This is a genomic window from Bordetella sp. MIP270_01_BMS, assembly GCF_054958705.1.
Genome location: NZ_CM143297.1, coordinates 2,545,071 through 2,557,625 on the forward strand (window position 1 = coordinate 2,545,071; position 12,555 = coordinate 2,557,625).

Sequence of the window (12,555 nt, forward strand, 5' to 3'; positions counted from 1 at the left end):
CTTATTGCAGTTTCTTGGCCTTCTCGAAGGCTTCGTCGATGGTGCCGACCATGTAGAAGGCCTGCTCGGGCAACGCGTCGCATTCGCCGTCGACGATCATCTTGAAACCGCGGATGGTTTCGGCCAGCGGCACGTACTTGCCGGGCGAGCCGGTAAACACTTCAGCCACGTGGAAGGGTTGCGACAGGAAGCGCTGGATCTTGCGAGCGCGGGCAACGGCCTGCTTGTCGTCAGGCGAGAGCTCGTCCATGCCCAGAATGGCGATGATGTCGCGCAGTTCTTTGTAACGCTGCAACGTCTGCTGCACGCCACGGGCAACGGCGTAATGCTCTTCGCCCACGACCTGCGGGTCGAGCTGGCGGCTGGACGAATCCAGCGGATCCACGGCCGGGTAGATACCCAGCGCGGCGATGTCACGCGACAGCACCACGGTCGAGTCCAAATGCTGGAAGGTCGTGGCGGGCGACGGGTCGGTCAAGTCGTCGGCGGGCACGTAAACGGCCTGGATCGACGTGATGGAACCGGTCTTGGTCGAGGTGATGCGCTCTTGCAGCACGCCCATTTCCTCAGCCAGCGTCGGCTGGTAGCCCACGGCGGAAGGCATACGACCCAGCAGTGCCGACACTTCGGTACCGGCCAGGGTATAGCGGTAGATGTTGTCGACGAAGAACAGGATGTCACGGCCTTCGTCACGGAACTTCTCGGCCATGGTCAGGCCGGTCAGGGCCACGCGCAGACGGTTGCCCGGGGGCTCATTCATCTGGCCGAACACCATCGCAACCTTGTCCAGCACCTTCGACTCTTCCATTTCGTGGTAGAAGTCGTTGCCTTCACGGGTACGCTCGCCCACGCCGGCGAACACCGACAGACCGCTGTGCTGCTTGGCGATGTTGTTGATCAGCTCCATCATGTTGACGGTCTTGCCCACGCCGGCGCCACCGAACAGGCCGACCTTGCCGCCCTTGGCGAACGGGCAGACCAGGTCAATAACCTTGATGCCGGTTTCCAGCAGTTCGACCGACGGCGACAGCTCGTCGAAGCGGGGGGCGGCCTGGTGAATAGCACGCTTTTCTTCGGACTGGATGGGGCCGGCTTCGTCGATGGGACGACCCAGCACGTCCATGATGCGACCCAGGGTGCCGTGACCCACGGGCACCGAGATGGGTGCGCCGGTGCCCACGACTTTCATGCCGCGGCGCAGGCCGTCGCTGGAGCCCAGCGCAATGGTACGCACCACGCCGTCGCCCAGCTGCTGCTGCACTTCGAGCGTGAGGCCCTTCTCGGCGAAAGGCGAGCTTTCGTCGGCCAGGGTGAGCGCTTCGTAGATCTTGGGCATTTGATCGCGGGGGAACTGAATATCCACCACGGCGCCGATGCACTGAACGATGGTTCCGTTGCTCATGTCGATTCCTTGCTTGATAGCTTTTTGACGGGATGCTGGCTGCTTAAACGGCGGCCGCGCCCCCTACGATTTCCGAAATTTCTTTGGTGATCGCCGCCTGGCGGGTCTTGTTGTAGACCAGCTGCAGTTCGCCGATAACCTTCTTGGCGTTGTCCGATGCTGCCTTCATCGCAACCATCCGGGCCGACTGCTCCGAGGCCATGTTCTCGGCCACGGCTTGGTACAGCAGGCCTTCGACGTAACGCTGCAGCAGGTCGTCGATCACGCTCTTGGCATCCGGCTCGTAGATGTAGTCCCAGCTGTAGTTCGACTTGACCTCGGCGCTGGCCGACATGGTCTCGACGCCCGTCTGGAAGGGATCATCCAAACCGCTCGCGAGCGGCAGCAGACGCAGGAACACCGGCTCTTGCTTCATGGTGTTGATGAAGCGCGTGGCGGCCACGTACAACGCATCGATCTCGCCGTTGAGGTAGGCGTCGAGCTGGACCTTGATGGAACCCAGCAAGCGGTCGAGGTCGGGCTTGTCGCCCAGTTGCACTTCGTGCGAAACCAGGTTGGCGCCGATACGGGTCAGCAGGCCAAGGCCCTTGTTGCCGAACGCCGTCGTCTGCACGCGAACGCCGCGTTGCTCGAATTCTTTCAGCTTGGCCAGCGTGACGCGGCTGATGTTGGTGTTCAGGCCCCCGCACAGACCCTTGTCGGTGGTGACCAGCACGACGCCGACCGCCTTGATCTCGCGTTCGATCAGGTACGGGTGGCTGTACTCGGGATTAGCCTGCATCAAGTGCGCGGCGATTTCGCGCACCTTGGTGGCGTACGGACGACCCGCGCGCATCCGCTCCTGCGCCTTGCGCATTTTGGATGCAGCGACCATTTCCATCGCCTTGGTGATCTTGCGCGTGTTTTGCACGCTCTTGATCTTGGTTCGGATTTCCTTGATTCCGGGCATTGCGCTTTCCTGTTGTAACGGCTTGGCGGGATGCGGCCGGGGCTCGCCCCGCCCTACCGTAGGGCGGGCACGAGGCCCGCCACTACGCCAGACATTGCCTTAAAAAGCACCGTGCTTCTTGAAATCCTGGATGGCGGCAGCCAGTTCGGCTTCGTCGTCCTTGGACAGTTCCTTGGTGTCTTCGATGCGCTGGATCAGGCCGGCGTGCTTGGCCTTGAGTTGATCTTTCAGCGATTTTTCGAAAGCCAGGACCTGCGCCACGTCCACGTCGTCCAGGTAACCGTTGTTGACCGTGTACAGCGTGACGGCCAGTTCCCACACCTGCAGCGGCTGGTACTGCGGCTGCTTGAGCAGCTCAACCACGCGCTTGCCGCGCTCGAGCTGGCGACGGGTTGCGTCGTCCAGGTCGGAGGCGAACTGCGCGAAGGCGGCCAGTTCGCGGTACTGGGCCAGGTCGGTACGAATACCGCCCGACAGCTTCTTGATGACCTTGGTCTGGGCTGCGCCGCCCACACGCGACACCGAGATACCGGCGTTGATGGCAGGACGCACACCGGCGTTGAACAGGTCGGTTTCCAGGAAGATCTGGCCGTCGGTAATGGAAATGACGTTGGTGGGCACGAAGGCCGACACGTCGCCCGCCTGGGTCTCGATGATCGGCAGCGCGGTGAGCGAGCCGGTCTTGCCCTTGACGGCACCGTTGGTGAACTTCTCGACGTACTCTTCGTTGACGCGGGCAGCGCGTTCGAGCAGGCGCGAGTGCAGATAGAACACGTCGCCGGGGTAGGCTTCACGGCCGGGCGGACGACGCAGCAGCAGCGACACCTGGCGGTAGGCCCAGGCTTGCTTGGTCAGGTCGTCATAGATGATCAGGGCATCTTCGCCACGGTCGCGGAAGTATTCGCCCATGGTGCAACCGGCATAGGCTGCCAGGTACTGCATGGCCGCCGAGTCGGACGCCGAGGCGGCCACGACGATGGTGTATTCCATGGCGCCGTGCTCTTCGAGCTTGCGCACCACGTTGTTGATGGTCGATGCCTTCTGGCCGATGGCGACGTACACGCAGGTGACGCCCTTGCCCTTCTGGCTGATGATGGTGTCGACGGCAACGGCGGTTTTACCGGTCTGGCGGTCACCAATGATCAGTTCGCGCTGGCCGCGGCCGATCGGGACCATCGAGTCGATGGCCTTGATGCCGGTCTGCAGCGGTTGCGAAACCGAGCGGCGGGCAATAACGCCAGGCGCCACTTTTTCGATGATGTCGGTTTCTTTCGTGTCGATCGGGCCCTTGCCGTCGATGGGCACGCCCAGCGTGTTGACCACGCGGCCACGCAGCTCGGGACCCACGGGGACCTCGAGAATGCGGCCAGTGGTCTTGACCTGGTCGCCTTCCGAAACGCCGGTGTAGTCGCCCAGAATCACGGCGCCGACGGAGTCGCGCTCGAGGTTCAGTGCCACGCCAAAGACGTTGTTGGGAAATTCGAGCATTTCGCCCTGCATCACGTCGGACAGACCGTGAATGCGGGTAATACCGTCGGTAACGGACACGACGGTGCCCTGGGTGCGAATATCAGCCGAAGCGCCCAGGCCCTCGATGCGGCTCTTGAGCAGTTCGCTGATCTCGGAGGGATTGAGTTGCATGTTGACTCCTGGAATCCTGTTTGTCTGGCCGAGCGCGTCAGGCGGCCAGCGTATCCCGCAAGCGGGCCAATTGGGCTTGTACGGAAGTATCGAGCACCTGGTCGCCAACGGCCACGCGCACGCCGCCGATCAGCGACTTGTCTACGGTGACGTTGGGGCTGAGCTTGAGACCGAACTTGATTTCTAGCGCGTCGACCAGTTCTTTGACCTGTTCGGCGCTCAGTTCGAACGCACTGGTGATTTCCGCCTGCGCCGTACCCTCGTGCTGGTTCTTCAGCACGACGAATTGCTGCGCAATGCTGGGCAACAGCAGCAAACGGTCGTTGGCCACCAGCAGCTCGATGAAATTACGCGCGGCCTGGGGCAGTTCAGCCTTGATCAGGCTGGTAAAGAGTTCGATGCGCTGTACATCGCCCAGGCGCGGGTCGGACATCGCGTCGCGCACGTCGGGGTGAGCAGCCACTTGGGCAAGCTCGCCGACCAATTCGGCCCAGGCCGGCAAGCCGGCCTTGTCGTCGCGTGCCGCGCCGAATAGCGCCTCGGCGTAGGGCCTGGCAACAGTGGAAAGTTCAGCCATGGCGTTCCCGGATTAAAGCTGCGCCTTGAGCTGGGTCAGCAGCTCGGCGTGGGCGCGGGCGTCTACCTCGCGCTTGAGGATCTGTTCAGCACCCTTGACAGCCAACGCGGCGACTTCGTCGCGCAGCAGGTCGCGGGCACGCTGCACTTCCTGCGCGGCATCTTGCGCCGCCTGGGCAACGATGCGGGCGCGTTCGGCTTCAGCTTCGCGGCGAGCCTGCTCGATCAGCGAGGCGGCCTGTTTCTCGGCCTCGATGATGCGGGCGTGGTTCTCGGATTTTGCAGAAGCCTCGATCAGACTGACGCGCGCTTGGGCTTGGGCCAGATCGGCCTTGCCCTTCTCGGCGGCGGCAAGGCCGTCGGCGATTTTTTGGCGGCGCTCGTCCATCGCCTTCGTCAGGGGCGGCCACACGAATTTCATCGTGAACCACGCCAGAACGAAGAACACGAGCATCTGGAAAAAGATCGTCGCGTTCAGATTCACGGTCGTTCCTTTAACACCTTACGGCCCCGGACGCAGGATGGCGTCGCGGAGCACTCGATACTTGGCCGGCATGCAGCAGAAATCGCTACTGCCGCCGGCGTCAAGCCCGCCATTGCGCCGGCGGGCGTTGCCATGAACCGTCGGCTTAGCCTACGAACGGGTTGGCGAAGGCGAACAGCATGGCGATACCAACACCAATCAGGAACGCCGCGTCGATCAGGCCAGCCAGCAGGAACATCTTGGTTTGCAGCGCATTCATCAGTTCAGGCTGACGAGCCGAAGCTTCCAGGTACTTGCCGCCCATCAATGCGATGCCGATGCAAGCGCCGATAGCGCCCAGACCGATGATAAGACCGCAAGCGAGAGCAACGAAAGCGACGTTGGTCATGACAACTCCTTGGTTAGAAATCTGAAGTCAAAAATTAAGAAAACGGAACTGCTAGGAATGCAAGAAACTCTTGCGCCCCGGGCGCGGGCAACGAGCCCGCGCCGGGAATGGGGTCAGTGCCCTTCGTGTGCCTGGCCGATATACACCAGCGTCAGCATCATGAAGATAAAGGCCTGCAACAACACGATCAGGATATGGAAGATTGCCCACACCGAACCCGCCAACACGTGGCCGATACCCAAGCCCACGCTGGCAGCGTTCAGGCCCGTCCAGGCACCGCCCAGCAAGGCGATGAGCATGAACACGAGTTCGCCGGCGAACATGTTGCCGAACAACCGCATGCCCAGCGACACCGACTTGGCGGCGTATTCGATCAGGTTGAGCAACAGGTTGGCCGGAGCCAGCACCACCGCACCGATGCCATGGGCATGGAAAGGCGCAGTGAACAATTCTTTCAAGAACCCGCCCGGATGCTTGATCTTCATGCCGTAGTACAGCATGAGCAGCAGCACGCCCAGCGACATGCCCATGGGCACGTTGAGGTCGGCGGTGGGCAGGATACGGTGGTAATAGAGCGGATCGCCATGCTCATCGCCCAGGCCGGTCCAGCGCCAGATGGAAGGCATCAGGTCGACCGGGATGAGGTCGAGCGCGTTCATCAGGATGATCCAGAGGAACACAGTCAGGGCCAACGGCGCCACGAACAGGCGGCTCTTGGCATTGGTGACGATGCCCTTGGCCTGTTCGTCGACCATATCCACGACCATCTCGACGAAAGCCTGGAAACGACCCGGCACACCGGCGGTGGCGCGACGCGCGGCCGCCCACAGGAACACGATGACGATCAGGCCCGTCAGAGCCGACCAGAACACGGAGTCATAGTTGATGACGTCGAACTGGGCGATGACGGACTGCTTTTCGCCTATGTTGTTCAGATGCACCAGGTGATGCTGAATGTACGCGGACTGAGGCGATACGTCGCTGGCAGCAGCCATTTGAACCCTACCCTGTTTGCTGAGTGAACGACCCTTGCGAGCCGGCCGTTTGCACGATTTTTAAGCAGCTATGACAACTTGCGGAACATCAACAGCAAGAGATACCCCTTCAGCGTGAAGATCAGCCCAAGCAGCACCGCCGGCCATACCAGCCAATCCTGTGCCACACGCGACAGCAGCCACAACAGCAACGCCGTCATGAGCAACTTGACCATCTCGCCGAGGAAAAAAGTAACGGGACTGGCCCGACCGGACTTGAGCACGTTGATGAGCAGACGCAATGCAAACAACGCATTAGGCACGAAATACGCACCCGCCCCCGCCAACGCCGACAAACCGGCCGCCGTACCCGCAATGATCCCTGCAATCGATGCCGCCGCGAGCCCCATGGCACCCTGAGCCGCCAATACCCACAAGAGCCCTCGACAAGCTTGAGCATCGAGTGCCGCGCGATCGGCATCGGTAAGCACCGGGTTCTCTTCCACCAGGCTTTGCATCAGGCTTCCCCGCTCTTGCGGCTACACATGCGCGACAGGTTTGCCACGTGTTTTTATCCCGCAAGCGTCAAACCCGTAGAGTATAGCGTGTTTCTTTTTCACCGAGCAAATGAAGAGCCGGGCACGCATGAGATGCGCAGCCGCCGCCCGGGGGTCGGACGGGCCTGGCTCGGTGCGGCCGCGCCCGACCGGGCGCAGCCGGGGCGAAAGCACATCAGTCTTCTTTGACCGGGGGCGGAGCCCACTGGCCGTCGAGGGCGATGTCTTTGGGCCAGTACAACCGCATGTTGAGCATGAAGTTGCCCTGGCCGGGGGCCGGCAGCCAATTCGACGACTTGCGCGGCCCGGGGTCGTCGCGCTGGATGTAGATGTCGAGTGAGCCGTCGGCGTTGTACTGCAGGGGATCGGTACTGCGCAGCGCGTAGCGGCCCTGGCGATTGGGGGCCAGGCCTTGTTCGGCGTTATACAGAATCAGCGACCACGACGCATTGACCGGCGGCAACTGTCCCTTATCGAAATGCAGAACGTAATCTTCGTCGCTGCTCAGCAATTCGCCGTCTTCATCCACCGTGGTGACCGGGTACAACGCATCGTGCGGCGTCGTGGCGCCCAGCCCGGCATATGCCACTGATGCGCGGCGAGCGTAGTCGGTGCCGTACGACCCGATGCCATGAAGCACAGTGTTCCATCCGTTCATGGTCGTACCCAGCCGGGCCGCCCCGTCGGCAATGCGCCGGCCCGCCACCGGACGCGCATCGGCGAGCGCCTGCTGCACGACGGGATCGAGATTGCCATATACAAACGGCTGCGGGCCTGCCAGCCCGATGCGGCGCAGGCGCGACAGGATGGCGTTGTCATGGGCGTGAGGCGGATTGGCCTGCAGCAGTTCGGAAAATACGGTGAAAAAGGTCGCCGGATCCATGGCCGCGACCTGCTGGCCTGGCGACCCCTGCGTATCCCAGGTGACGGACGAGGCGGGCGGCACCGGCATGGGCGTGTACCGGCTGGGCCCGGCGCCGACCGGGCTGTAGCCGGGACTGGACGGGCTTTGAGGCCAGACGGCGGGCTTGGCCGCGCCCGGGCGCTGCGGCGCCGCAACCGGCGGCGGCGCAACGGCCATGGGACTGGCGGTCATGCCGGCCTGGAACTGGTTCACCGCGCCATAATCTTGCGGCCCACCGGTCTGGATGCGGGCGATCAGCCACCCCATATTGGTGGGGCTGCGCACGACCTCAACCCCTGCCGGGGCTACGCCATGCCAATGCGGGCCCACGATCGCGAAGGTCTGCTCGCCGTTGCCGGTGGTGCGCGACCCGCGCGAGTCGAATTCGTCGGTCCACATGTCCAGCAACGACAATGCGTAGTAGCGGCCGCCGGAGTCCGGCACCCGCACAATCAGCGGCTGCCGCGAAACGTCGTACCAGAGGCTGGAATACAGCATGTCCGTACTGGGCCACGCGACATCGGTGGCGCCCGGATCCGGGAACACCGTGCGGTGGCCGAACTGGTTCATGGGCGCCTTGCCGGCCAGCGCGCTCTGCACCTGCGTGGCGCTGCGGCGGGTGGCTTCCATCAGTACCAGGGGATAGGCGTACAGGTACGCATCGACCGCGGTGTCGCGCAACTCGTCGGCGCTCAGCGCGACGGCCGGTGCGGACGCGGGGGCGGCCACCGGCGTTTCGGATACCAGGCGCAGGGTATGCTGAGGCGCCTGGGCCGCGGCGGCCCAGGCAAAGCACGCGCTGAGCGCACCGGCCAGGACGGCCTGGCGCCAATGGCGAGCGGGTTCAGATGGACGACGATGCATGAAGGGCTCCTTGGTTTGTATTGGCAATCGAGCCGGCCGCCTCGTCCGGGGACAAGGCGAGCCTCTTTCAACATAACGCCGTTACAGAATAGGCGCGGATGTTGCAACAAGGTGCCATGCAAAAGTTACAGCCCGCAACCGCCTGGAACCTCCGGACTTGCCATGGGCCGCCGCCAGGCCTCGTCCCGGCGCCTTACTTGTGTTGAAACACCGGCGGGCGCTTTTCCATGAAAGCGGCCATGCCCTCTTTCTGGTCGGATGTGGAAAACAATGAGTGGAAAAGACGGCGCTCGAACAGCAGCCCTTCGTTGAGGGGCGATTCATAGGCACGGTTGACGCATTCTTTCGCGATCATGACCGATGGCAATGACATCGAAGCAATGACGGTGGCCGCTTCGATGGCCTCGTCCAAGAGCTTGTCGGCCGGCACCACACGTGACACGAGACCGGCGCGTTCGGCCTCTTCGGCGCCCATCATGCGCGCCGTCAGCACCATGTCCATGGCCTTGGCCTTGCCGACCGCGCGCGGCAGGCGCTGCGTGCCCCCAGCGCCCGGGATGACACCCAGCTTGATCTCGGGCTGGCCGAACTTGGCCGAATCGGCGGCGATGATGATGTCGCACATCATGGCGAGTTCGCAACCGCCGCCCAGCGCGTAGCCCGACACGGCGGCAATCACCGGCTTGCGAACGCGCTTCAGGGTTTCCCAATTACGCGAAATGTACTCGTTGCCGTAGACATCCATGTACGACCAGTCTTTCATGGCGCCGATGTCGGCACCGGCGGCGAAGGCCTTTTCGCTGCCGGTGATAACCACGGCGCCAATGTTGTCGTCGGCTTCGAACGCCAGCAACGCAGCGCCCAGCTCATCCATGAGCTGATCGTTGAGCGCGTTGAGCGCCTTGGGTCGATTCAGCGTCAACAACCCCACCCGGCCACGGGTCTCGACCAGTACAAACGATGCACTCATGGAAGTCTCCTGGAAAATTGCGTTTGGGACAGTAAGATACCGCAATGGACAAACCCGTAATTTACCGCCTAGAACCCTACGACCCCGCCGGGCATCGATTCCGCGTCACCATGACGGTAGCCGAGCCGGACCCGGGCGGCCAACGGCTGTCATTGCCGGCCTGGATTCCCGGCAGCTACCTGATCCGCGATTTTTCACGACAGATCGAGACCGTGCACGCCCGCGCGGGCGGCCGCGCGGTTGCGCTTTCGAAGATTGACAACCATACCTGGCAGGCCGCGCCCAGCGTCGGCCCACTGCAGATCGAATACACCGTCTACGCCTGGGACCTTTCCGTGCGTGGCGCGCACCTGGATGAAACGCACGGCTTTTTCAATGGAACCAGCGTGTTCCTGCGCGCTGAGGGCCTGGACGAAGCGCCTTGCCTCCTGGAGCTCGTCCCCCCCCGCGGCATCGCGGGCTGGAAGGTCTACACCAGTCTGCCCGAGGCGCGCGGGCACGCGGGCGCCGCACGCCGGAACGGCTTTGGCCGCTACCTGGCGCCGGACTACGACGCCCTGGTCGACCACCCGGTCGAAATGGGCACGCCCCAGGTCGCACGCTTCAGCGCCCACGGCGCCGAGCATGAACTGGTCTTCACCGGTGTGGCGCCCCGGCTTGACCTCGCGCGCATTGCCGCTGACGCGCAGCGCATCTGCGAAGCCCAGATCGCCTTTTTCGAGCCTCGGTCCAAGCGCGCGCCGTTCCTGGACAGCAGCGACCGCTACGTATTCATGACCATGGTGGTGGGCGATGGCTACGGTGGCCTCGAGCACCGCGCCAGCACTGCGCTGATGGCCTCTCGCAAAGACCTGCCGGTGCAGGGCCAGCAGGGCCAGGGCGATGGTTACCGCAGTTTCCTGGGCCTGCTCAGCCATGAGTACTTCCACACCTGGAATGTCAAGCGCATCAAGCCGGCCGCCTTCGTGCCCTATCGGCTGCAGCAGCCTGCCCTGACGCGGCTGCTCTGGGTGTTTGAAGGCTTCACGTCGTACTACGACGACCTGATGCTGCTGCGTTCGGGCACGATAGGCCTGACGGAATACCTCCGACTGCTGGCCAAGACCATCACCAACGTGGCGCGCACGCCGGGCCGCCGCAAACAGTCGGTGGCCGAAAGTTCTTTCGACGCCTGGACCCGCTACTACAAACAGGACGAGAACTCTCCCAACGCCCTGGTCAGCTATTACACCAAGGGCGCCCTGGTGGCGTTGGGCCTGGACTTGACGATCCGGCGTGAAAGCGGCGGCGCGGCTTCGCTGGACGACGTCATGCGCCTGCTGTGGCAACGCTATGGCCGCGACTTTTATCGCGGCAATCCCCATGGCGTACCCGAAGACGCGCTGCCTGCACTGGTGCGCGAGGCCACGGGCGTGGATGTGCGCCGCTTCGTGGCACGTTACGCCTACGGCACGGCCGACGTGCCGCTGGGCGAGTTGCTGGCTCCGCACGGAATCGGCCTGCAGTGGAAGCCCACCGTCAACATCCCCTCGCTGGATGTGCGTACCCGCCGGCAAGGCGACGCGCTCGCCCTCGCCACCGTGCTCGAGGGGGGAGCGGCCCATAAGGGCGGCCTGGCGGCCGGAGACGTCGTGGTAGCGCTGGACGGCCTGAAAGTGGAAGCCCCCTCCGGACTGGAACAGCTGCTGGCGCAGTACCGACCGGGCGACCGTGTCACGGTTCACGTGTTCCGCCGTGATGAACTGCGTGCCTTCACTGTGCGCCTGGCGCCGCCAGCGGCGCTGGACTGCGTGCTTTCCGCCCGCTGACGGTCTGCCAGGCAGCTGCCGGCAGGCCTACTGGCCGTCGCGCTCACGGCGCCGCTGAATGGCCTTGGCCGCTACGACGCCATCGGCCATGGAAGTCACCACGCAGGGGTGCATGCGATTGGCCACTTCGCCAATAGCGTATACGCCAGGGGTGCTGGTTTCCGCCGTGGCCGGGTCAGTGCAGATATAGCCCTTCGCATCGCGCTGCAGCGACAGGCCGTCTGCAAATGCCGCCTGGGGCTCCCAGCCATAGAACACCAGAATGAGGTCATAGGCGTGCCCATTGACCGTGCGTCTCGATGGATCGACCTGGTAAGGGCCCACCTGCACGCCATCTTCGCCGGCGCGCGCGACCCACTGCTGCTGCGCGCGGACGCTTCTCGCATACAGGTGCACGCAGCGCGCCCCACGATTGCGCACATAGACGAAATTCTCGAACGCGTTGTCGCCGCCACCCAGCACGGCTACGGACAGCCCGGTGTAATCATGCGACATGATGGCGGATCCCGGTCCGACCAGCACGCCGGGCCAGGTGGCGCCCGCGGGATGCTCGGGCAAGCCGCGCGCGCGTACGCCCGAAGCGATGACCAGGGTACGCCCCGCAACGATGGAGGCACGGCCGTGCGTCTGCAGATCGACCCGAAAGCCGTCCGCGTCACGATGCACCCCTTGCGCAACCGTGTGCGCCCTCGTGGTCACGCCGGCGGCCTGCACGCTGGCTGCGATGTTGGCAGCCACCTGCTGGCCCGTCACGCCAGGCAACACGGCGATCCAGTCGTCAGTGAACGGGTTGTCGTGGCTCAGCCCGCCGGCCTGCGCGGCGGCGTCGACCAGCAACGGCGCCAGGCCGAGCCGTGCGAGCCAGATGGCGCACGAGGCGCCTGCCGGACCTCCGCCCACGATAACTGCATCGAATTGCTGCATGATTCCTGTCTTCCGTAACGCAATGCGCCGCGCCGCATGGGCACGGCGGCCAACCCGGATTGTAGCGAGGGGTGCCGGCCGCCTTACAATTCCGGTTCTCTCATTTAGGTATTC

The 12,555-nt window shown here is 63.7% G+C and carries 12 protein-coding genes; 1 reads left to right on the plus strand and 11 read right to left on the minus strand.

What is annotated here, in order from left to right; all coding sequences use genetic code 11:
• Position 1 precedes the first annotated feature (1 nt).
• The 10 genes from atpD to ACV17W_RS11935 form a co-directional block, all read right to left on the minus strand.
• Positions 2–1,402, minus strand: a complete 1,401-nt coding sequence (atpD, locus tag ACV17W_RS11890) for a F0F1 ATP synthase subunit beta (protein WP_462592540.1) — start codon at positions 1,400–1,402, stop codon at positions 2–4.
• Positions 1,403–1,445: 43 nt separating this feature from the next.
• Positions 1,446–2,351: a F0F1 ATP synthase subunit gamma gene (atpG, locus tag ACV17W_RS11895; protein ID WP_462592541.1), complete on the minus strand. Its 906-nt coding sequence runs from the start codon at positions 2,349–2,351 to the stop codon at positions 1,446–1,448.
• A 99-nt stretch (positions 2,352–2,450) separates the two neighbouring features.
• Complete coding sequence (atpA, locus tag ACV17W_RS11900) at positions 2,451–3,992, minus strand: F0F1 ATP synthase subunit alpha (protein WP_462592542.1); 1,542 nt, start codon at positions 3,990–3,992, stop codon at positions 2,451–2,453.
• Between the two features lie 37 nt (positions 3,993–4,029).
• A complete protein-coding gene (locus ACV17W_RS11905) occupies positions 4,030–4,569 on the minus strand; it encodes a F0F1 ATP synthase subunit delta (RefSeq protein ID WP_462592543.1) in 540 nt (179 codons plus the stop codon).
• A gap of 12 nt (positions 4,570–4,581) precedes the next feature.
• Complete coding sequence (locus ACV17W_RS11910; RefSeq protein ID WP_462592544.1) at positions 4,582–5,052, minus strand: F0F1 ATP synthase subunit B; 471 nt, start codon at positions 5,050–5,052, stop codon at positions 4,582–4,584.
• A 145-nt stretch (positions 5,053–5,197) separates the two neighbouring features.
• Entirely contained in the window at positions 5,198–5,440 is a 243-nt protein-coding gene (atpE, locus tag ACV17W_RS11915; RefSeq protein WP_003815363.1) for a F0F1 ATP synthase subunit C, read from the minus strand.
• Between the two features lie 113 nt (positions 5,441–5,553).
• Positions 5,554–6,435 carry a F0F1 ATP synthase subunit A gene (atpB, locus tag ACV17W_RS11920; protein WP_462592545.1) on the minus strand — a complete coding sequence of 294 codons (882 nt, stop codon included), beginning with the start codon at positions 6,433–6,435 and terminating at the stop codon, positions 5,554–5,556.
• A gap of 68 nt (positions 6,436–6,503) precedes the next feature.
• Positions 6,504–6,932, minus strand: coding sequence for an ATP synthase subunit I (locus ACV17W_RS11925; RefSeq protein ID WP_462592546.1), 429 nt, complete (start codon positions 6,930–6,932; stop codon positions 6,504–6,506).
• Between the two features lie 214 nt (positions 6,933–7,146).
• Complete coding sequence (locus ACV17W_RS11930; protein ID WP_462592547.1) at positions 7,147–8,739, minus strand: DUF1254 domain-containing protein; 1,593 nt, start codon at positions 8,737–8,739, stop codon at positions 7,147–7,149.
• A gap of 193 nt (positions 8,740–8,932) precedes the next feature.
• Positions 8,933–9,709, minus strand: a complete 777-nt coding sequence (locus ACV17W_RS11935; RefSeq protein WP_462592548.1) for an enoyl-CoA hydratase — start codon at positions 9,707–9,709, stop codon at positions 8,933–8,935.
• A gap of 44 nt (positions 9,710–9,753) precedes the next feature.
• Here ACV17W_RS11935 and ACV17W_RS11940 point away from each other — a divergent pair, with 44 nt between their 5' ends.
• Positions 9,754–11,517: a M61 family metallopeptidase gene (locus tag ACV17W_RS11940; protein ID WP_462592549.1), complete on the plus strand. Its 1,764-nt coding sequence runs from the start codon at positions 9,754–9,756 to the stop codon at positions 11,515–11,517.
• A gap of 27 nt (positions 11,518–11,544) precedes the next feature.
• Here ACV17W_RS11940 and ACV17W_RS11945 read toward each other — a convergent pair whose 3' ends face one another.
• Positions 11,545–12,441: an NAD(P)/FAD-dependent oxidoreductase gene (locus tag ACV17W_RS11945; protein WP_462592550.1), complete on the minus strand. Its 897-nt coding sequence runs from the start codon at positions 12,439–12,441 to the stop codon at positions 11,545–11,547.
• Between the last annotated feature and the right edge of the window lie 114 nt (positions 12,442–12,555).

Coding starts and splice junctions, on each gene's coding strand:
- ACV17W_RS11925 (WP_462592546.1), bottom strand. CDS start 6,932: ATGCAAAGCCTGGTGGAAGAGAACCCGGTGCTTACCGATGCCGATCGC.
- atpB (WP_462592545.1), bottom strand. CDS start 6,435: ATGGCTGCTGCCAGCGACGTATCGCCTCAGTCCGCGTACATTCAGCAT.
- atpG (WP_462592541.1), bottom strand. CDS start 2,351: ATGCCCGGAATCAAGGAAATCCGAACCAAGATCAAGAGCGTGCAAAAC.
- atpA (WP_462592542.1), bottom strand. CDS start 3,992: ATGCAACTCAATCCCTCCGAGATCAGCGAACTGCTCAAGAGCCGCATC.
- ACV17W_RS11940 (WP_462592549.1), top strand. CDS start 9,754: ATGGACAAACCCGTAATTTACCGCCTAGAACCCTACGACCCCGCCGGG.
- ACV17W_RS11930 (WP_462592547.1), bottom strand. CDS start 8,739: ATGCATCGTCGTCCATCTGAACCCGCTCGCCATTGGCGCCAGGCCGTC.
- atpE (WP_003815363.1), bottom strand. CDS start 5,440: ATGACCAACGTCGCTTTCGTTGCTCTCGCTTGCGGTCTTATCATCGGT.
- ACV17W_RS11945 (WP_462592550.1), bottom strand. CDS start 12,441: ATGCAGCAATTCGATGCAGTTATCGTGGGCGGAGGTCCGGCAGGCGCC.
- ACV17W_RS11905 (WP_462592543.1), bottom strand. CDS start 4,569: ATGGCTGAACTTTCCACTGTTGCCAGGCCCTACGCCGAGGCGCTATTC.
- atpD (WP_462592540.1), bottom strand. CDS start 1,402: ATGAGCAACGGAACCATCGTTCAGTGCATCGGCGCCGTGGTGGATATT.
- ACV17W_RS11935 (WP_462592548.1), bottom strand. CDS start 9,709: ATGAGTGCATCGTTTGTACTGGTCGAGACCCGTGGCCGGGTGGGGTTG.